This is a genomic window from Pseudomonas sp. 1L-E-NC-VB-C3 (assembly GCF_057291535.1).
Genome location: NZ_JBXAWD010000004.1, coordinates 45,186 through 66,495 on the forward strand (window position 1 = coordinate 45,186; position 21,310 = coordinate 66,495).

At 60.5% G+C, this 21,310-nt stretch carries 14 protein-coding genes and 1 riboswitch; of the genes, 10 read left to right on the forward strand and 4 right to left on the reverse strand.

What is annotated here, in order from left to right; all coding sequences use genetic code 11:
• Window positions 1-9: 9 nt before the first annotated feature.
• The 4 genes from AC0Z5Z_RS08010 to AC0Z5Z_RS08025 form a co-directional block, all read right to left on the reverse strand.
• A complete protein-coding gene (locus tag AC0Z5Z_RS08010; protein WP_290127525.1) occupies window positions 10-5,541 on the reverse strand; it encodes a calcium-binding protein in 5,532 nt (1,843 codons plus the stop codon).
• Between the two features lie 2 nt (window positions 5,542-5,543).
• Entirely contained in the window at window positions 5,544-6,398 is an 855-nt protein-coding gene (locus AC0Z5Z_RS08015; protein WP_056783506.1) for a hypothetical protein, read from the reverse strand.
• Between the two features lies 1 nt (window position 6,399).
• Window positions 6,400-7,644: a glycosyltransferase family 4 protein gene (locus AC0Z5Z_RS08020; protein ID WP_150636496.1), complete on the reverse strand. Its 1,245-nt coding sequence runs from the start codon at window positions 7,642-7,644 to the stop codon at window positions 6,400-6,402.
• Window positions 7,645-7,840: 196 nt separating this feature from the next.
• Entirely contained in the window at window positions 7,841-8,245 is a 405-nt protein-coding gene (locus tag AC0Z5Z_RS08025) for a hypothetical protein (protein WP_039760873.1), read from the reverse strand.
• Between the two features lie 349 nt (window positions 8,246-8,594).
• Window positions 8,595-8,695, forward strand: a riboswitch (guanidine-I (ykkC/yxkD leader).
• A 63-nt stretch (window positions 8,696-8,758) separates the two neighbouring features.
• On the opposite strand from AC0Z5Z_RS08025, the gene AC0Z5Z_RS08030 reads away from it, so the two are divergent.
• The 10 genes from AC0Z5Z_RS08030 to AC0Z5Z_RS08075 all read left to right on the forward strand — a co-directional run bounded on the left by AC0Z5Z_RS08030 (window position 8,759) and on the right by AC0Z5Z_RS08075 (window position 21,208).
• Window positions 8,759-9,826 carry a putative urea ABC transporter substrate-binding protein gene (locus AC0Z5Z_RS08030; RefSeq protein WP_095180593.1) on the forward strand — a complete coding sequence of 356 codons (1,068 nt, stop codon included), beginning with the start codon at window positions 8,759-8,761 and terminating at the stop codon, window positions 9,824-9,826.
• An 18-nt stretch (window positions 9,827-9,844) separates the two neighbouring features.
• Window positions 9,845-10,660 (forward strand): ABC transporter permease, encoded by an 816-nt coding sequence (locus AC0Z5Z_RS08035; RefSeq protein ID WP_024011982.1) that lies wholly within the window; start codon window positions 9,845-9,847, stop codon window positions 10,658-10,660.
• Window positions 10,657-11,445 carry an ABC transporter ATP-binding protein gene (locus AC0Z5Z_RS08040; RefSeq protein ID WP_252877638.1) on the forward strand — a complete coding sequence of 263 codons (789 nt, stop codon included), beginning with the start codon at window positions 10,657-10,659 and terminating at the stop codon, window positions 11,443-11,445. Before AC0Z5Z_RS08035 ends, AC0Z5Z_RS08040 begins: the two co-directional genes overlap by 4 nt.
• A 13-nt stretch (window positions 11,446-11,458) precedes the next feature.
• Window positions 11,459-12,184 carry an urea amidolyase associated protein UAAP1 gene (locus AC0Z5Z_RS08045; protein ID WP_252877637.1) on the forward strand — a complete coding sequence of 242 codons (726 nt, stop codon included), beginning with the start codon at window positions 11,459-11,461 and terminating at the stop codon, window positions 12,182-12,184.
• 11 nt (window positions 12,185-12,195) lie between these two features.
• Window positions 12,196-12,837 carry an urea amidolyase associated protein UAAP2 gene (locus AC0Z5Z_RS08050; protein WP_125917748.1) on the forward strand — a complete coding sequence of 214 codons (642 nt, stop codon included), beginning with the start codon at window positions 12,196-12,198 and terminating at the stop codon, window positions 12,835-12,837.
• Window positions 12,838-13,120: 283 nt separating this feature from the next.
• The gene (gene uca / locus AC0Z5Z_RS08055; protein ID WP_252877636.1) at window positions 13,121-16,756 is read left to right on the forward strand and encodes an urea carboxylase; all 3,636 of its coding nucleotides are present in this window, start codon (window positions 13,121-13,123) and stop codon (window positions 16,754-16,756) included.
• A gap of 25 nt (window positions 16,757-16,781) precedes the next feature.
• A complete protein-coding gene (gene atzF / locus AC0Z5Z_RS08060; RefSeq protein WP_252877635.1) occupies window positions 16,782-18,554 on the forward strand; it encodes an allophanate hydrolase in 1,773 nt (590 codons plus the stop codon).
• A gap of 217 nt (window positions 18,555-18,771) precedes the next feature.
• Entirely contained in the window at window positions 18,772-20,259 is a 1,488-nt protein-coding gene (locus AC0Z5Z_RS08065; protein WP_252877634.1) for a sensor domain-containing diguanylate cyclase, read from the forward strand.
• A complete protein-coding gene (locus tag AC0Z5Z_RS08070) occupies window positions 20,252-20,482 on the forward strand; it encodes a cysteine-rich CWC family protein (protein WP_150636490.1) in 231 nt (76 codons plus the stop codon). The genes AC0Z5Z_RS08065 and AC0Z5Z_RS08070 overlap by 8 nt, the downstream gene beginning before the upstream one ends.
• Window positions 20,483-20,515: 33 nt before the next feature.
• Window positions 20,516-21,208, forward strand: a complete 693-nt coding sequence (locus AC0Z5Z_RS08075; RefSeq protein ID WP_056783483.1) for a pseudouridine synthase — start codon at window positions 20,516-20,518, stop codon at window positions 21,206-21,208.
• Window positions 21,209-21,310: the final 102 nt, after the last annotated feature.

The window sequence follows — 21,310 nt, forward strand, 5'->3', positions numbered from 1 at the left end:
GTCGTCTTGTCAGACATTCAGTTCGTAGAACTCAATGATTTCCCTCATGGCCCGCTGCGCTTCATCGTCGCCCTTTATCAAAATATCCTCGACATCCCTTAATGGCGGAAGCGGGTGCAGGCGCTCGGCAATCTGCGTCGCGCTGTAGTCTTGAGTCGCTGTTCCTTCGCTGACTCTTATGAAGCCAATAGCGCTTTCACCTTCGGCAAAGTGCCTGGAAACCCGGATTTTCGGTGCCATGCCGTAGTCGACCACGATCACCAGATCATCACGCTCACGGTGAAACTTCAGGTTGTCGATCGTCAGCCTGCGTTCGGAAAAATCGATCCCGTCCAGGCCGCCTCCGTTGTTGATGATTACGTCCCTGCCGAGGCCATCGTATCGGTAGATATCATTTCCAGCACCGCCGGTCAGCGTGTCATTGCCCGACCCACCCACCAGCAGATCATCACCGAGGCTGCCCGTGAGCACGTCATCCCCGTGCATGCCTCGGATCTCCCCCGCGCCGCTTATCGTGTCGTTGCCCCGACCGCCCACGAGTGGCAGCGCTCGTTCGTCTCGCAAGGAAGTTGAACGGATGGGATGGTTGACGATGACACCCGTATGAAAAGTCTCGGGCGCAGAGCCGAGCTGACTTGATTCCAGGAGCTGCTTCAAACTTGCGACCGACCCATCGGCGAACTTGACGAGTTCAATACCGGCCCCCTCAAGTTCACCGTTGTGGGGCAAGACGATGCGGACTTTTTGCGTCCCGCCCCATTGGATATCGAGTGTCGGATGAAGCATTTTCGCTTTCGGCGGGTTGCGGTAAGCCGCGCGATCCGGGTTGGGCTCCAGCTCGACATGAGTGGTCTCTATCAGCGCAGCACCCCAGCTCAATTGCAGTGCATCGCGCTGCGCGCCTGCTGGAAGGACGACCGTGTCCTGATCGGACATTCCGTACTCGTCTTTCCACTCCGCTGCGCCAACTTCTGCGCGGTGGAAAACAGGGTTCGGCACATCCGCAATCGTGGTGGTCGCTGCGGCGTACGCTTGCACGATGTAGGTGTCGGCGCCGTCTTCGCCGTAAAGCCAGTCATCCCCTGCCCCGCTGACCAGATAGTCGGCGCCCTCGGCGCCCAGCAAGGTATCGTCACCTGCACCTGCGGATAAAAACGCGCCCGGTGTTCTGTCGCCGACAGTGCCGTAGTCAAGTGGGGAGCCTGCATAAGCGACGATCAGATCATCACCCGCGCCGCCGTGGAAAACGTTTTCCACTTCGACGTTGACTCGCCCGCCGGCATCGTCGCCATGGACGATTTTGCGTTTGATCGTTTCAGTTGTGACATCCCAGCGAAACGCCTTGGGCACTGTTGCGCCCGAACTGAAGCTTGCCGCCGGATAGACGTACCAGCCTTCAAGCGCGCCGGATTCCTTTCGGCCCTCAACCAATACGTCGCCCGTATTGAATGAAAACCCGTTGGCCGAACCGGATCGATAATAGCGAGGCGCCTGAGCAGAGGAAGGCATTGCTCCCTCGGCTTTCACCGGTTTATGTTCGACACGGGTTGTGGTTGTCGACTGCCTTTCACTGACCACGGCGTGCCCTGCATCAACCTTCATCCATGGCGGCGTTTCAGACAGTGCTCCCGCTCCGACGCTGCCATCGATCAGCTCGGTGTGAGTGGTGTAACCGGTGTCGGTGGTAGTGATATGGCTGCGAACCCAGACGCCTTGCTCATTCAAGGTAAAACCTGTGGCGTGTCTGCGGGCGGAGCGTTTTGACTTGATTTGCGCGAGGAACTCATCGGTCCAGTTCACCGTTTGAACAGATGCCACTGGGCCTTGCGCCGCAGCGGTCACATCATCTGGCTTAACCGGATCCGCAACTTTGCTTTCAGGGGTTGCCGGGGCGGTGACAGGTTCCGGTACGGGTGACTCGGCCGTCTCTATCGGTGGCAATGTGTTGCGCAGGACATCTGCGTAATCAAGTACCACGCCGTCGCTGAAACTGAATGTGGAATCCTTCCACCGCTCGTGATTCTTGATGAGTATCGCGTCGCCCGTGCCATTGGCCAGTCGCAACACCGTGCCGACGGTAGCGTCGATAACGTCGGCCTTCAGGCTTTGCGCGCAAAACCCTGCACCGAACCTGATGATGTTGCGGCCGCCGGCATCGGTGACGATATCCAGACCGTCGCCAGCGCCGAAATAGTAGATGTCAGCGCCATCCATGCCATCCAGCACGTCAGCACCGGGACCGCCATCAAACACGTTGTCGCCAGAATCGCCGCGAAGGTAGTCCGTCCCTTCCCCGCCCAGCAAGGTGTCGTTGCCAGCGCCTCCGAGCAGCGTGTCGTTGCCTGAGCCACCGTGCAGATAATCGGCATTCTGCTCGGCCTCAGCGCTGTTTTCGTAATCGCCGGCAAGAATGTCGTCACCCGCGCCGCCGTACAGCGTGTCGGCACCGAAACCACCCTGTAACGTATCGTTTCCTTCGCCGCCCTGAAGCACGTCGTTGTTGCTCCCGCCCGGTTGCAGGTCAGACACATCGCCATCGAGGAAATCAGCCCCTGCGCCACCCACCAGCGTATCCGCGCCACCCATGCCGCGCAGGGTGTCATTCCCCGCGCCGCCATCGAGAAAGTCGTTGCCGTGATAACGAACCGGATGGTCAGGGCTGTCGCCGATCAGATCGTCATGGCCTTCGCCGCCGAAGAGCAAATCATCGCCACCGCCGCCCCAGAGCGTGTCATCGCCGAGGCCACCGTCCAGCAGATCATCGCCAAAAAAATGCGCGGCATCGCCTTCGACGCCGTCCAGTACGCCGTCATCACCCTGCAAAATGTCGTTGCCAGGGCCGCCATACAAAGCGTCGCTGCCACCGTTACCGCCGAGTGAATCATCACCACTGCCGCCGTCCAGCACATCGTTGCCATGGTGTCTGCTGGGCAGGCCACCGCCCCAATCGAGGTTGTCACCAAGCATCACGTCGTTGCCGCTGCCACCGGTCAGGGTGTCGTTACCTTGATCGCCTTTGAGAAAATCGTCGTCAGCTCCGCCGTCAAGCAGGTCCTCTCCCCAGCCGCCGTTGATAATGTCCTTGCCGCCCTGCCCATACAGCACGTCACTACCGCCTTCGGGCGCACTGTTTATCGAGGCCTTTGAATAGACCGCTCGGTGACTGGTCACACCGCGAGCAATCGTGACGGCAGCGCGCTTAACCGACCAACCTTGTTCCAGCGCACCGGTGGTTTCGTCTCCGGATAACACATCGTCGCCAGCACCGCCGATCAAGGTATCCCGGTCATTGCCACCGAGCAGAACATCTCGGGATGCCGTACCGATAAGCAAATCGTCACCTTGCCCGCCGTCGAGCCAGTCTCCGCGATTCGCCTTGCCCTTGGCGTCACCGTCGGCCATGGCCTTTTCGATTGTCGTCTGCTTGTCGCCGAATAACCGATCGTCTCCAGCCTTGCCAAACAATCGATCAGAACCGCCCAGGCCGAGAATGACATCGTCTGCGGCGGAACCGTAAAGTACGTCGGCCTTGTTGCGCTGTTTGACCTTGGGCAGCAGCACCACGTTGCCCAGCTCATCAAAGGAGGGCTGATCGCCGGGGACAGTGGGATCGGCGTCTTTGGCTTTCCAGTCGCCCTGAAGCGTCAGATCCGCAGCAGTGAGCGGCTGCCCCTCGTATTCAGGGAGGCGGATGCCAAGCATCCCGGGCTGGAAGTTTTTGATCACCACCAGATCGCCCTGGCCGTATTTGATGTTGAGGGTGTTTTCAACAAGCGCCAGGGTGATGGACCGATCCTCGGTAGACCAGATATTGCTCAGAGGCGCGCGGCGTTTGAGTGCGGGAATCGGTGCGCCATTGATCCACAGTTGCCCATCGGCGTTGGCATCAAGAATCTCGTCGATGCCATCGCCGCTGGCGAATTCATAACGGTCGTTGCCTTCGCCCCCGATCAAGGAGTCGTTACCCTTTCCTCCGATCAGAACATCGTCACCGGCCATCCCGTACAACTCATCATTGCCGTCACCTCCGGTTAGCGAGTCATTGCCGTGACCACCTTCAATGACATCGTGACCGGCCATCCCATCGATTGAGTCATTGCCCTCGCCGCCATACAGATGATCGGCATTGGCGCCACCGGCGAAAGATCGCCCGCCGTCATCACCGAACATGGCCAACGAGTTCAGCACTCCGGTGGTCATCGGCGCCTGTTTGCCGGAGGCGAGATCGGAGTAGGAAAACTGCTGCAGCGAGTGTTCTCCAAACGAGCCTTGGGTTCGGGCAATCAAACGGGCGAGCATCTGCGCACGGTCCGCCAGCCACTGCGCGGTGATAAAGCCTTCGCCAGTGTGCGGATCGTAAAGCTCGAGGTTGCGGTCGGGATAACCGTCGGCTCGCTCTATGACGACTTCACTGAGTTGCTGCAAAGAGTTGCGCAACGCCAGACCGAGCGGCGTCGCCTCGCCTGCCAGTTTCGCCCATGCATTGGCATTGCCGAACTCGCCTATTGTTCGGGTGACGATGCTTTGCGACTGCTCTGGGGAGAATGCCGAGAAGAAGGCGTAAGCATTGCTGGCGAAGGTGTCGTTGGTGGTGGGTGTGGCAGCAGAATCGCCGTCGTAAGTGCGCTTGAACATGTCGAGAAATTCGTTCTGGCCGTAGCGCAAGATCAGCTCGACCACGGCGGCAACAGGCGTGCCTTTGACTACATGCTGAATCAGCGGATTCACACTGCCACTGGCCAGCGCGATGTTGATTTGCTCGGGTACGACCGATAGCAGACTTTGCAGTGGATTGATGCCGAAATTGCTGATCGCCGCTCGCAGGCCGACGCTGTAGGCGTCGATGGCGAAGAGAATGTTTTTATAGTCGTCGAGCCGGTTGGGCTTTGCCTGGATGGGTGGGCCGCCATCTTCCGCATCCGGGTCGCCCGCAGAGATCAGTCTCCACGTTTCATAGGGAGGCTTTCCACCTAACAAGCTGAAACCGACCGTTCCAGACCAGCCGGCATTACGCTTAACGGCGGTGTCGTCCTCCCCGCAAACCTCCTTGAACAGAGCCTCGCCAATCGCGCTGGCGTCGATTTCTGCGATCTGGCTGATTGACGGCACGGTCCAGGGTGCCAGTTGACCGGCAAGGGATCCGTTGATCAGGGTATTGATGAAGTTGACGGCAACCTGGTTGGATGAAAGCTGCATCAGGTCTTCACTGAAAATTGTATTCAGTCTTAGTTCACCCTGGCGGGAGGTGTAACCACGAATCAGGGCAGAGTAGGCACCGTTTCCACCGTTGGCATCAATGGCCACGGCAAGCCAGAGTCTGGCGCTTTTCAGCACTTCTCCGGCCTCTTTATCGGCAGTTACAACGTCAGAAACTTTTTCACCAATAATATCGAACAGCTTTTGGTACAGGGGGGCGCAGCTTGCCCCTGCTATTTTCAGCGCATCGTACTGAATTCGTTTTGAGCTCAGCCTCATTCCTTTGCAAATATTAGCCGCGTTGAAAATCTCTGATTTTTCCATGTCGCTAAAAACATAACTCATTGTTACTTCCTTGTAATAACAGCCCGTGAAAGATAACCACTGAGATACTTGAGCATCTCAGGTGCTTCGCGTAATGACGCTAATCCGAGTTTTACGCCACCGTGCCCACCAGCGAAGTCGAAGTTATCCAGATTGATAGCGCAGAAGAAATTCAGTTTGTCGAAATCAAGATTTTCCAATTCAGTTCTGCTGAACCTTGCCAGTTTCTCGTCAGTCAGCTTTTCCTCCGAAGCCGGGCGAATCAAGCCGTCACAGTTGATCAACCGAGGGGTTCCATCTCGCCGCGGCCAGCCAGTAATGACAAACGTTCTAACCGAATCTTCATTCTTGAAATGCGGCGGAGGTGCATCGAGCCAAATCTCCAGCCCCGGATAATTCTTTAGTTTCACAATCAACTCATCCGGCCAGTTGACGTGCCGATAACCCCGCTCATGGGGTTCGGTGGTTTCTTTCCTGGTAAAAAGTCCGGCGTTCAATTTATAGAGCCGCCAACTTTTGGGGATCGACTCTGGGCGCTGATTCTGGTACCGGTGCAGCCCCGTCCCGGTCCACCAGAAAAGCCCCTTCAGAGCAATCGCCAGACACGCTTTCTTGTTGACCATTTCAGGCATGCCTACGTAAAACTCAGGGACCAGCGTCTTATCTATATAGGCGCCGCCTAATATCGGCACTTGCTGCATGCTCGCCAGCTTGTTCTGGCAAGCTTTCTCGTTTGCCTGGTGAATAGCCGCCGACTCGGCAGTTTGTTCTTTGCGAATATAAAATTCCGCTACGCAGTAACAGACATAAAAGAACAATCCATACTTCAACAACCTTTTAAACCACTTGATCGCCTGCTTACGCGACTTCCTGGACATTTCAAACCTCCCGCTCAAACTGCGGAACGGTTGGTATGTCGCTATGCCCGGATATCGCGCTTGCAAAAACCTCAAAATATTGGCTCACGCCCGATTCCACACTGAACCGACCTGCCGTCAACTTCGCGGCGCTGGCAAGACCATCGTACTCACCTGCCGACTTCAAAACCTTGCATACACTTCTGGCAATTTCTTGATGGTCGAAGAAATCCACCAATATGCCATTCGCCCCCTCGACAATGACTTCCCTTACCGGAGCCGTATCCGACGCAACAACCACACAACCGGACGCCATCGCCTCCAGTAACGACCAGGACAAGACAAACGGATACGTCAAATAGACATGAACTTTCGAACACCGCAGAACCGCTCGATAAGTCTGGTAAGGAAGTTTCCCTGTGAAATGCACTCTGGAGTGATCGAAACTGACCTCCGCCTCCATCCTGCTGCGCCAATCCGGGTACCCGACCGGCTTACTCCCATAACTGACACCGTCACCGCCAACCACGATGATCTGCGCGTCGGGGCACTCGGCCTGAATAAGCGGGATAGCTCGCATGAAACTGTGAAAGCCGCGATAAGGCTCAAGGTTTCTGGCGACATAGGTAACGATCGGCTGTCCGGCTTTGACCTCGATTCCATTGGGCAATCTGACTGCCCCGACTTTCGCCAGGTCAGAATTTTGAATCACACCTTCGTGAATGACCCGAATCGCCGACCGGTAAGCGGCCGGAAACAGGCTGCGCTGCCACTGCGTAGGCGCGATTGCGATATCGCATTGTTGAAGATTCAACAGATGCAGCGAGTTGAGCACTCGCAGCCGTGACGACTCCCTTGCGGCTCGCCGGAATTCAGGGTCGAACCCGCAATCGGCGCCCTGCGCTCGATAGTAATACTCGCAATAGTGAATCAGCGGCGTATCGGCATAGACGTCCTTGGCAAACAGCGTCTCTCCCCATCCGGGATGAGCAAGAATCACGTCTGGCTGATAGCCCGAACGTTTCAGCCTGCCCAGGATTTCAAAAACCTTCTGCCCGTCGATCACCGCTTGTTCGTAGCGGATCAGATACGGGTGAATATTGCCGGGCGCTCGGCTGGTCGCTCGATATCGATGGATTTCCACACCGGCGACGCCCGGTGCAGTGTCCCGACCTATCGCCACAACCTCATCACCGCGCTCCAGCGCCGCCAGCACCACATGACGGAACTGACCCGGAAAATTTTGGTGAATAACCAGAAGCTTCATAGCGCTAAACGTCCATTTTTCGCCGCTATCGAGCTGAGGATTGCTCGCCTCGTTCGGCATCCACGAACGCTAACAAACGCCACGAAATGAAACTGTAGGACGCTTCCGGGAATCTCCTAGGAGATGGCCAACGGAACAACTTTTCGCCGGGCAAAAAAAAGCGGCGCTTGATGCGCCGCTTGTTCATTGCAGAGATTTACCAGCGGTTGCCACGGCCGTTGTAGTCACGCCGACCGCTGTGGCGATCATAGTTGCCGCGACCGCGGTGGTCATTGTCCCAACCGCCGCGACGGTGGCCGTCCCAGCGTCCGCGATCATTGCCGTGCCAGCGACGGCTTTCGTAGTAACGCGGGGCCGGTTGGTAGTGCCGCGGCGCCTGGTAATAACGTGGTTGCTGGTAGTACCGCGGCGCTGGCTGGTAGTAGCGCGGCTGGGTGTAATAGGTGCCGCCGCTGCGGTAATAGGAGCCGCCACCGCTGTAATAGGCCGGTGCGGGTGATGTGTAGACCTCTGACCTGTAGTAGCTGTCTCCATAGGAATAAGGAACGCATCCGCCAAGGGAAAAAAGCATCACGGCAAGCAGTACGATTCGGCGATACATGGCGGCCTCCTGGACCGCGGGTTGGCCACACCAGCGACGCTGGCAGGCGACCGTCAGCAATTGCATGACTGTCGAAGAATCAGACAGCGGTTTCGGAATCTGGTGCGTTCCTGCAACAAGTTGAAACAAGTGATCATGAAATCTTGTTAATCCGCAAATCAACGCCCCGTGAACCCTGAACACGCTGCATGACGGTGCAACCACGCACCACCACGATGCGCTGTCGCTCGCCCCGCTCACTTCGACAATCCAGCAGATCCCCGCCGCAGAGGCCTCGGCCCGACTTGGCACGCCTCTCGCTTTAGCAAACCCGTGCAGGAGTCATCACAGGTTCGCGGCACCACAATTTGCAATGGCTGACTAGGGTTCCGGCTCGCAAGCGCGAGTGGCTGGTCCGAGAGTTGGCGACCTCCAGTTGAGGTTACACGGCGGGACAAAAGCCCGGGAGACAAGCCACCGTTCGCGGTGCCGCATTGCCTTCCTGTCCGCCCTCGATCAACTGGAGAATCCGCAATGATCCGACTACGTTTCCCCGCCCTGCTCGCCGCCGCCTTCGCCGCGCTCATCAGCACGCAATCTTCCGCCGCCCAGAAAGACCACTTCAGCGTGTGCTGGACGATCTACGCCGGCTGGATGCCATGGGAATACGCCGGCAGCCAGGGCATCGTCGACAAATGGGCGAAGAAATACGGGATCAAGATCGACGTCGTGCAGCTCAACGACTACGTCGAATCGATCAACCAGTACACCGCCGGCCAGTTCGACGGCTGCACCATGACCAACATGGATGCGCTGACCATTCCGGCTGCCGGTGGTGTCGACAGCACCGCGCTGATCGTCAGCGATTTCTCCAACGGCAACGACGGTATCGTGCTCAAGGGTGAAGGCAAGAAAGTCGCCGACCTCAAGGGCATGGACGTCAATCTGGTCGAGCTGTCGGTCTCCCATTACCTGCTGGCCCGGGCGCTGGACTCGGTGGACCTGACCGAGAAAGACCTGAAGGTGGTCAACACCTCCGACGCCGACATTGCCGCCGCGTTCAACACCGACGACGTCAACGCCGTGACCACCTGGAACCCGATGCTCTCGGATATCAAAGCCAAACCCGGCGTCACCGAAGTGTTCAATTCCAGCCAGATCCCCGGCGAGATCATGGACATGATGGTGGTCAACAGCGCCACCCTCAAAGACAACCCGGCGCTGGGCAAAGCGCTGACCGGGGCGTGGTTCGAAGTGGTCGCTTTGATGAACGCGAAAAGTGCCGCGAGCAAAGCTGCGCTGGAGCACATGGCCAAGGCCTCGGGAACTGATCTCGCCGGCTTCCAGGCGCAACTGGACACCACAAAACTGTTCGCCACGCCGAGCGAAGCGCTGAATTTCGCCACCAGCAAACAACTGCCGGACACCATGCGCAAGGTCGCCGAATTCTCCTTCGAGCATGGTCTGCTCGGCGAAGGCGCGAAGGACCCGAGCGCGGTCGGCATGTCCTTCGCCAACGGCGTGACCAGCGGCGACACCGCCAATCTCAAGCTGCGCTTCGATCCGACCTACGTGCAGATGGCCGCCGACGCCAAGCTGTAAGCCACGGAGGATTTGGCCATGCGCCTGATCAATCGCCACCCCGATCGCCCGAGTCGCCTGTTATTGGTGATCCTGCCGTTCGCGCTCGTGCTGTTCGCCTACTTCACAGGCTCGGCCGAGCGCCTGGCGGACAACCCCAACGACAAACTGCTGCCCAGCGCCGTGCAGATGAGCGACGCGGTAAAACGCCTGGCCTTCAACGCCGACAGCCGCACCGGCGAATATCTGTTGTGGCAAGACACCGCGTCGAGTCTGCGGCGCTTGGCTATCGGCCTCGGCATCGCAGCGCTGGCGGGTCTTTGCCTGGGTATTGCGGCGGGCACCCTGCCGCTGTTCGGCGCGCCGTTGTCGCCGCTGCTGACGGTGCTGTCGATGGTGCCGCCGCTGGCGATCCTGCCGATTCTGTTCATCGTCTTCGGGCTGGGCGAGTTGTCGAAAGTCATGTTGATCGTCATCGGCATCACCCCGGCGTTGGCCCGGGATCTGGAACAGCGTGCCCGCGACATTCCGGTCGAACTGCTGATCAAGGCGCAGACCCTCGGCGCCTCGACCTGGACGCTGATGCTGCGCGTGGTCTTGCCGCAGCTGTTGCCGCGCTTGCTGATCTCGCTGCGCTTGATGCTCGGTTCGGCGTGGCTGTTCCTGATTGCCGCCGAAGCGATCGCCTCCACCGACGGCCTCGGCTACCGGATCTTTCTGGTGCGGCGCTACCTCGCCATGGATGTGATCCTGCCCTATGTGGTGTGGATCACCCTGCTCGCCTGGCTGATGGACTGGGGCCTGAAACAGCTGACCCAGCGCGCTTTCCCTTGGTATGAGGGAGCGGCGAAATGAGCTTCATCACAGTAAAAAACGTCTGGCAGCAGTACGCCGATCAAGTGGTGCTGGAAGGCTTGAACCTGAGCGTCAACGAGGGCGAGTTCTGCACCTTGGTCGGCGCCTCCGGTTGCGGCAAATCGACCTTCCTGCGCCTGCTGCTCGGCCAGGAAAGCGCCAGTCGCGGGGAGATTCTGCTCGACGGCCAGCCCTTGGCCAGCGAGCCGGATGCCAGCCGTGGCGTGGTCTTTCAGCGCTACTCGGTGTTCCCGCACCTGAGCGTGCTCGACAACGTCGCCCTCGGTCTCGAATTGCCGCGCGCGCCCTTGCTTGGCCGGCTGTTCGGCAACGCCAAACGCGAGGCGCGCGAGCAGGCTGCAGCCCTGCTGACAAAAGTCGGCCTCGGCCATGCGCTGGACAAGTACCCGGCACAGCTGTCCGGCGGCATGCAGCAACGCTTGGCCATCGCCCAGGCGCTGATCATGAAGCCGCGCGTGTTGCTGCTCGACGAGCCCTTCGGCGCGCTCGATCCGGGCATTCGCAAAGACATGCACGCGCTGCTGCTGGAACTGTGGCGCGAGACGCAACTGACGGTGTTCATGGTCACCCACGACCTGCCCGAAGGCTTCAGCCTCGGCACGCGTCTGCTGGTGTTCGACAAGGTGCGCCTCGACCCGCACGCCCCCGGCGCCTATGGCGCCCGCATCACCTACGACATCCCGTTGAACAGCGACCGCCGCGCCCAGCGCGCCGCCGTCGAGGCGCTGCCGCTGCCGCTGGCGGGCACCCTTCGCACTGCTTGAGAGGACTGCTCCAATGACTGATTCAATCCAACTCTTCCCACCCTTCGCTGAAGAACTGCTGCCGGGCGGCGGCCACCGTTCGTTCGTGCTCAAGCGCGGCCAGTTACTGCGCCTGACCGACCTGCGCGGCGGCGCCAATGTCAGCCTGACCTTGCTCAATGCCAATGAAAAAACCGAGCGGCTGAACCTGCCCGACAGCCTCAAATGCCAACACACCGCCAAGCTCACCGCCGGCCACTGCCTGTACTCGGACATGGGCCGCGTACTCGCCGCGATCACCGGCGACACCTGCGGTTGGAGCGACAGCCTCGGCGGTGTGCTTTGCGCACAGGAAGTCGCCGAAAAGTACGGCCAGGGCCGCTACCAGGAACTGCGCAACGGCTTCTTTCGCAACGGCACCGACAACCTGCTGGTGGAACTCGGCAAGTGGGGCCTGGGCCTGTCCGACCTGCTGATGACCCTGAATCTGTTCAGCCGCGTGAACGTCGATGAGGCCGGGCGTTTCCACTTCGTCGAGGGCAATTCGAAGGCAGGTGACTACATCGAGTTGTACGCGCCGATGGACACCCTGGTGGTGCTCACCGCCCTGCAACATCCGATGGACCCGTCACCCGAATACGCCCCGAAACCCTTGAAGCTGAGCTGGATGAACGCCGACGCCAGCGTCGCCGAACACTGCCGCACTTCGCGCCCGGAAAACGAGCGCGGCTTTATCAACACCGACCGTTTGTTCGCCTGAGGATCGCTGCCATGTCACTCGCAATTGCCACTTCGCACAAGCAAGCCGACAGCGCGATCTACCGCGCCACCATTCCCGCCGGCGAGCCCTGGCTGATGGAAGTCAAGGCCGGGCAGACCCTGCGCATCCTTGATCTGGAAGGCAATCAGGCCGTCGACACTTTGTTTTACAGCCTCGCCAACCCGAAGGAACGCTACGACGTGCAACGCACCTTGCGTAGGCAGAACAGCGTCTACCTGAGCACCGGCAGCGTGCTGTATTCCAACCTCGGCCAGCCGATGCTGACCATCGTTGCCGACACTTGCGGGCGCCACGACACCCTCGGCGGCGCCTGCGCGCAAGAGAGCAACACCGTGCGCTACGCCCTGGAAAAACGCTACATGCACAGCTGCCGCGACAACTACCTGCGCGCCTGCGCCCACGACGGCCGATTGAGCAAAGGTGACATCGGGCCGAACATCAATTTTTTCATGAACGTGCCAGTGACGGCGGACGGCGGGCTGACTTTCGAGGACGGTATTTCGGCGCCGGGCAAGTATGTCGACTTGCGCGCCGAGATGGACGTGATCGTGCTGATTTCCAACTGCCCGCAGTTGAACAACCCGTGCAATGCCTACAACCCGACCCCGGCGGAGTTGCTCGTATGGAACTGACCATCAGCCGTTTACGCCGTTGGCTTTTTGCCCTGTGCCAGGCGCGTTCCGGGCAGTGCCTGAAATCCACCAGACAACCCTGAACCCTGTGGGAGCGAGCCTGCTCGCGAATGCGCCGTGTCATTCAGCATTGATGTGGCTGATCCACCGCCTTCGCGAGCAGGCTCGCTCCCACAGGGGGTTTGTGGTGGGTTTGAGTGAAGTGTGTTTTTTCCATCCGGGACGGCCCGGATGTCTGTCGAAAAACAGCGGGACGGCCCGCTCCCCCTTCAGGGGTTATGCCATGTTCGAAAAAATCCTGATCGCCAACCGTGGCGCGATTGCCTGTCGCATCCTGCGCACGATCAACGTGCTGAAGGCCCAAGGCGTCGCCGTGTACTCAGAAGCCGATGCTGCCAGCCTGCACATCTCCCAGGCCGCTGAAGCGTACAGCCTCGGCGAAGGCGCGGCGTCCGCGACGTATCTGGCCGTCGATAAAATCCTCGCTATCGCCAAACAAAGCGGCGCCACGGCGATTCATCCCGGCTACGGATTTCTCTCGGAAAACGCAGCGTTCGCCGAAGCCTGCGAAGCGCAGGGCATCGCCTTCATCGGCCCGACGCCGGAGCAATTGCGGGTGTTCGGCCTCAAGCACACTGCTCGCGCATTGGCCAGACAGCACGGCGTACCGATGCTCGAAGGCACCGACCTGCTCGACAGCCTCGATTGCGCGCTGAGTGCCGCCGAACAGGTCGGCTACCCGGTGATGCTGAAAAGCACCGCTGGCGGTGGTGGCATCGGCATGCGCGTGTGCCGCAGCGCCAGTGAATTGAGCGAATCATTCGAAGCGGTGAAACGCCTCGGTCAGAACAACTTCAGCGACGCCGGGGTGTTCATCGAGAAGTACATCGAACGCGCGCGGCATCTGGAAGTGCAGGTGTTCGGCGACGGCTGCGGTGAAGTCATCGCTCTCGGTGTGCGCGACTGTTCGGTGCAGCGGCGCAACCAGAAAGTCCTCGAAGAAACCCCGGCGCCGAACCTGCCAGAAGGCATGGCCGATGAGCTGTGCGCAGCGGCGATCAAACTGGCGCAAGCGGTGAATTATCGCAGCGCCGGCACCGTCGAATTCGTCTTCGACAGCGAGGGCCAGCGCTTCTATTTTCTCGAAGTGAACACGCGCTTGCAGGTCGAGCACGGCGTCACCGAACAGGTGTGGGACGTGGACCTGGTGCGCTGGATGATCGAGTTGGCCGCCGGTGATCTGCCGCCGCTGAACGAGTTGTATCAAGGCCTGGAACCGCAGGGCCATGCGATTCAGGCACGTCTGTACGCGGAAGATCCGGGGCGTGATTTCCAGCCGAGCCCGGGCCTGCTGACCGCTGTGCAGTTTCCGCCAGCCAACGGCGTTGAGTTGCGCATCGACACCTGGGTCGAAGCCGGTGTGGAAATCCCGCCGTATTTCGACCCGATGATTGCCAAGCTCATCGCTTGGGCGCCGAGCCGCGAACAGGCTCGCGCCGAACTCCATCAGGCACTGGGCGATAGCCTGCTGTATGGCGTGGAAACCAACCGCGATTACCTGCGGCAGATTCTCCTCGATACTCCATTCGCCAGCGGCCAGCCGTGGACCCGTTGCCTGGAAAATCTGCTCTATCACGCCAACACCTTCGAAGTGCTCAGCGCCGGCACGCAAACCAGCGTGCAGGACTATCCCGGACGCCTCGGTTACTGGGCCGTCGGCGTGCCACCCTCGGGGCCGATGGACAGCCGAGCGCTGCGTCTGGGCAATCGCCTGCTCGGCAATGAACAAGGCGCCGCCGCACTGGAAATCACCATGAGCGGGCCGATCCTGCGCTTCAATTGTGACGCGGTGGTCGCGGTGACCGGCGCGCCGATTGCCTTGACCCTTGACGCTGAACCGGTGCCGATGAACACCGCGCTGCTGATCCCGGCCGGCGCGACATTGCAACTGGGCAGCATCAGCGGCGCCGGCGCGCGCAGTTATCTGTGCCTGCGCGGCGGCGTGCAGGTGCCGGATTATCTGGGCAGCAAAAGTACCTTCACTCTCGGCCAGTTCGGCGGGCATGGCGGACGGGCGTTAAGGGCCGGTGACGTGTTGCATGTGCCGGCATTGGCCGACCACAGCGCCGGCCAGCAACTGGCCGAGCAGCACATCACCACGCTGCCGAGCGTGCGCCAGATCCGGGTGATCTACGGTCCGCACGGCGCCCCGGAATACTTCAGCGAAAACTACATCGCCACGTTCTTCGCGACCCAGTGGGAAGTGCACTTCAACTCCAGCCGCACCGGCGTGCGCCTGATCGGACCGAAACCTGAGTGGGTGCGTGAGGATGGCGGTGAAGCGGGTCTGCACCCGTCGAACATCCATGACAATCCGTATGCGATCGGGGCGGTGGACTTCACTGGCGACATGCCGGTAATTCTCGGCCCGGATGGCCCGAGCCTGGGTGGGTTTGTCTGCCCGGTGACGGTGATTGAGGCGGACCTGTGGCAGCTGGGGCAGCTCAAGGCCGGCGATAAAATTCAGTTCATCCCCGTCGACCTCGGCACCGCCCGCAATCTCGCCCTGAAATGGGATGCCCCCTGTGGGAGCTGGCTTGCCAGCGATGGTGCCCGATCTGACACCGCATCAACTTCATCGCTGGCAAGCCAGCTCCCACAAGGGATTGTGTCGCCTGTGGTTCTTGAGTTGGGTCAGGGGGATCGGCGGCTTGTCGGGAGGGTTTCTGGCGACACTCATTTACTGCTGGAAATCGGCGCGCCGGAGCTTGATCTGGTCCTGCGCTTTCGCGCCCACGCGCTGATGCAGGCGCTGGAAAGCCAAGCCCTGCATGGCGTGATCGACCTCACCCCGGGCATTCGCTCGCTGCAAGTGCACTACCAGCCCGAGCAACTGCCGCTGGCCGATCTGCTCGGCACCATCGCTGGCGAATGGGACGCGGTGTGCGCCGCCAAGGACTTGCAGGTGCCTTCGCGCATCGTGCACTTGCCGCTGTCGTGGGACGACCCGGCCTGTCAGTTGGCGATCGAGAAATACATGACCACCGTGCGCAAGGACGCGCCGTGGTGCCCGAGCAATCTGGAGTTCATCCGGCGCATCAACGACCTGCCAAATCTCGACGAAGTGCAGCGCACGGTGTTCGATGCGAGCTATCTGGTGATGGGCCTTGGCGACGTCTATCTCGGCGCGCCGGTGGCCACGCCGCTCGACCCGCGTCATCGTCTGGTGACCACCAAGTACAACCCGGCACGTACCTGGACGGCCGAAAATTCGGTCGGCATCGGCGGCGCCTACATGTGCGTGTACGGCATGGAAGGCCCGGGCGGTTATCAGTTTGTCGGGCGCACCCTGCAGATGTGGAATCGCTATCGCGAAGTCGCCGCGTTCGACGGCAAACCGTGGCTGCTGCGCTTCTTCGATCAGATCCGCTTCTACCCGGTCAGCGCCGAAGAACTGCTGCGCATTCGCCGCGATTTCCCGTTGGGGCGCTTCGATCTGAACATCGAACACAGCCAGCTCAACCTCGCCGACTATCAGGCATTTCTCAGTCAGCAAGCCGCGGGCATCAGCGCTTTCCGTGCGCAGCAACAGGGCGCGTTCAAAGCTGAACGCGAGCGCTGGATCGCCAGCGGCCAGGCGCATTTCGACAGCGAAGAAGCCGTGCCTGACGCCAGCGAAGAAGCACCACTGGAAAACGGTGAACACAGCGTCGACAGCCACATCGCCGGCAATCTCTGGCAGGTGCAGGTCGAGGCCGGCCAGCGTGTCGCGGCGGGCGATGTGCTGGTGATTCTCGAGTCGATGAAGATGGAAATCCCTGTGCTCGCGCCGCTGGCCGGTGTGGTGCGCGAGATCCGCGTGCAACCCGGTTCGGCGGTGCGCGCCGGACAAAGGGTGGTGGTGCTGGAACTCGACTGAAGCCATTTTTTATAAGGATCAACCGATGAATCTGCAACTCGATGCACTGCGCCAGGCCTATCGCAATGGCGACACCACACCGCGCCAACTGCTGCTGCAATTGCGCGAAAAAGCGGCCGCGCTGAATTCCGACTATCACCTGTTCATTCACTTGCTCAGCGTCGATGAACTGGAGCCGTACCTCGCCGCCCTCGACGGTCGTGACCTCGACAGTCTGCCGCTGTATGGCGTGCCATTCGCGATCAAGGACAACATCGATCTGGCCGGCATTCCCACCACAGCCGCGTGCCCGGCGTTTGCCTATGTGCCGCAGCAGTCGGCGACCATCGTCGAGCAACTGTTGGCGCTGGGGGCGATCCCGCTGGGCAAGACCAATCTCGATCAGTTCGCCACCGGCCTCAATGGCAGCCGCTCGCCTTATGGTGCGTGCCCGAACAGCGTGCTGGCGGAGTATCCGTCCGGCGGTTCCAGTGCGGGTTCATCGCTGGCGGTAGCGCTGGGTGTGGCGAGTTTTGCCTTGGGCACTGACACCGCCGGTTCCGGGCGAGTGCCGGCGGCGCTGAATAATGTGGTGGGATTGAAGGCGAGCAAAGGCCTGATTTCCACCGCTAGCGTGCTGCCGGCGTGCCGCACGCTGGACTGTGTAACCACCTTCACCGCGACCGCCCGTGAGGCCAGTCAGTTGCTGGCGTTGACGGCCAGACACGATCCTCGCGATGAATACAGCCGAGGCAATCCGGCATGGAACGACGGCTCGGCATTTGGCGCGCCACGGCCGTTTCGCTTCGGCGTGCCACGGGCACAGGACCTTGAATTTTTCGGCTGCAACGAGGGGCCACAGTTGTTCGCAGCCGCCATCGAACGGCTCAAGGCCTTGGGTGGCGAAGCCGTCGAGCTGGACCTGTCACCGTTTCTGGAAGCAGCGCGGTTGCTTTACGACGGGCCATGGGTGGCCGAGCGCTACAGCGTCGCCGGTGAGCTGATGGAGCAGAATCCCGAAGCGGTGCTGCCAGTGATCCGTGCGGTGCTGGCCAGGGCTCCGGCAGTGACTGGCGTGCAGACCTTCCGCGCGCAATATCGATTGCAGGCGCTGAAGGCCCTGTGCGACGAAGCCCTGGAAAATCTCGACTGCGTGCTGACACCGACCATCGGCCGTCCAGTGACCCTGGCCGAACTTGAGGCGGAACCGGTGCTGCGCAATTCCGAACTTGGCTATTACACCAACTTCATGAACCTGCTCGACTACGCCGCCGTCGCCGTGCCGACCGCGTTCATGGACAATGGTTTGCCGTGGGGCGTGACGTTGTTCGGGCGGGTATTTACCGATCAGTATCTGTTGAGCGTGGCGGATGCGTTGCAGCGCCAGCAGGACAGCGCCCTGCCAGCTCCGGCGAACGCTGCGCGCAACGACCGCGCTCGATTGGTGGTGTGTGGCGCGCATCTGCAAGGGCTGGCGCTGAACTGGCAACTGACCCAGCGTGGCGGGCGCTTGCTGGAAACCACATTCAGTTCGCCGGACTATCGACTGCACGCCCTCGCCGGCGGCCCACCGCTGCGTCCGGGGATGGTACGAGTCAAGGACGGCGGCGTGGCGATTGCCGTGGAGGTCTGGGAATTGCCGAGCAGCGAGCTGGGCTCGTTTCTCACCGGAATTCCGGCGCCGCTCGGGTTGGGCAAGGTGCAACTGGCGGATGGGCGCTGGGAGAGCGGGTTTATCTGTGAGCCGTATGGGTTGGAGGGTGCGGTGGATATCAGTCATTTCGGGGGATGGCGGGCATACCTCAAAACCCTGGCCTGAATCTGTCGCCCTGTGGGAGCGAGCCTGCTCGCGAATGCGGTATGTCATTCAACATGGATGTGGCTGACCCACCGCTTTCGCGAGCAGGCTCGCTCCCACAGGTTCTGGCGCACCACCCCCGAATAAAGGAACGACCATTCACGCCGCACAGGGAGCAGTTATTTGCGCGCAGTGCCACTAGAATGCATCCCATCGGGCCACTGCCAACGGATCTGCCATGCCGCTTCGTTCTCCCTTGTACTCGCAACGTTCACTGGTGCTCACCCTGGTCGCCCTGCTCGGCGCCGGCTTTCTCGCCACGTCACTGTTGAGCTACTTCGCCTCCCGCGCGTCGATCCGCGACAACATCGTCAACACCGAACTGCCACTGACCTCCGATACGGTCTATTCGGAAATCCAGAAAGACCTGGTCCGGCCGATCCTGATTTCCTCAATGATGTCCCGTGACACGTTCATGCGCGACTGGGTGGTCAACGGCGAGCAGAATCCCGAGCAGATGACCCGCTATCTCGACGAGGTCATGACCCATTACGGCGCCTACACGGCGTTCTTCGTTTCCAATGCCACGCTCACCTACTACCACGCCAAAGGCGTGCTCAAGCAGGTCAAAGTCGACGAGCCGCGCGACACCTGGTACTTCCGCGTGCGCGACATGCAGGACCCGTACGAGATCAACGTCGACCCGGATCTGGCCAACAAGGACAACCTGACGTTCTTCATCAACTACAAGGTCTACGACTACCACAACCGCTTCATCGGCGCCGCGGGCGTGGGCCTGACCGTGGACGCGGTGATCAAGCTGATCGACAAGTATCAACAGCGCTATCAACGCAGCGTGTACTTCGTCGACACCTTCGGCCGCCTCGTATTGACCGGTGCCGAGGGTGGTCCGGAAGGCGCGCACATCGGCCAGAGTCTTGGCGAACTGGAGAGCATGAAAGGTCTGGTCAGCCAGTTGCCCAAGCCGCACAGCGGCAGCTACGAATACTCCACCCACGGCCAGGGACATTTTCTCAACGTGCGGTTTATCCCCGAGTTGAACTGGTACCTGTTCGTCGATAAACGCGAAGACGGCGCGCTGAGCGAGATCCGCCAGTCGCTGTATCTCAACCTGCTGATCTGCCTGTTGGTGACGTTGATCGTACTGGCGCTGCTCAATCGGGTGATCAAACGCTTCCAGGCGAAGATCCAGGCGCACGCCACCCTCGACAGTCTCACCGAATTGCCGAACCGACGCGGCTTCGACATCCTCGCCGCGCAAGCGCTGCACGAGGCCCAACGGGAAACCAAGCCGCTGACCGCGTTGCTGCTCGACCTCGACCACTTCAAAGCCTTGAACGACACCTACGGGCACATGGCTGGCGACCAGGTATTGATCGGTTTCGCCCGCGACCTGCAAAGTTGCCTGCGTCACGCCGATATCGTCTGCCGCTGGGGCGGTGAAGAGTTCATCGTTCTATTGAAAGACACCGACGGCGAGACCGGGCAGAAAATTGCCGAGAAGATCCGCCAACACGTCGAACAACACGAATATGCCTACGATGGCCACAGCCTGCATCTGACCGTGAGCATCGGCGCCACCACCGTGCAACGCGATGACACCTTGCACACCCTGCTGTCGCGGGCCGATCATGCGATGTACCGCGCCAAGCAAACCGGGCGCAACCGCACCTGCATGGAAATGCCGCACTCGACCTATGCCTGATAACGACGTCAAACCCGACCACTGCCCGGCCTGCGGTGCGCGCAACGATTGCAGCCTCGCCGACCCGCGCACCGCCGACCGCGAATGCTGGTGCTACGGCGTGACCATCGACCCTGCAGTGCTCGAAGCGCTGCCGGCCGAGTTGCGCAATCAAGCCTGCCTGTGCCCGCGTTGCGCCCAGGTCGAAGCGCAGTTGCAAGCAGACCGGCGGCCGATCCCGTAAGATGCGCGGCCCTTTGTCCGTTGAATTCTGACCATGCGCGTCGACCGCTTCCTCAGCAATCTGCCCCGCTACAACCGTCAGCAGGTGCGCCTGTTGCTGGTGGAAAAGCGCGTGCGGATTGACGGAAAAGTCGTCAACGACCCGCACAGTGAGGTGCTGGAATTCAGCCGGGTCGAAGTTGACGATGAGGTGCTGCAAAGCGGTAAGCCGGCTCGCTATTTCATGCTGCACAAGCCGCCGGGCTGCGTCAGCGCCACCCGCGATCCGCAGCATGCGACCGTGCTCGACCTGCTCGATGAACCGCACAAGGACGATCTGCACATCGCCGGGCGTCTGGATTTCAACACCACCGGGCTGATGCTGATCACCAATGACGGCGCCTGGTCGCGGCGCCTGACGCAGCCGCAAACCAAACTGGCGAAGGTCTATTACGTCGAAACCGAACAGGACATCGACCCGAGCTACGCGCTGAAATTTGCCGAGGGCATCTACTTCGCTTTCGAAGATCTGACCACTCAACCGGCACAGCTTGAGCTGCTCGGCCCACGCTCGGCACGGCTGAGCATCGTTGAAGGCCGCTACCATCAGGTCAAGCGCATGTTTGGGTTCTTCAACAACAAAGTCCTGCGCCTGCACCGCGAATCCATGGGCAAACTGACCCTCGATCACGCGCTAAAACCGGGCGAGTACCGCGCTTTGCGCACCGAAGAGATTCATTTGTTCTAAGCCGGCGACCGCTCAGCCGAAGTTGTCGAACAATTCGCCGACGGCACTTGCGTGATCCTGAGTCCCCTGCTTGAATCAGGACGTCGGCCGAAATGTGACCGA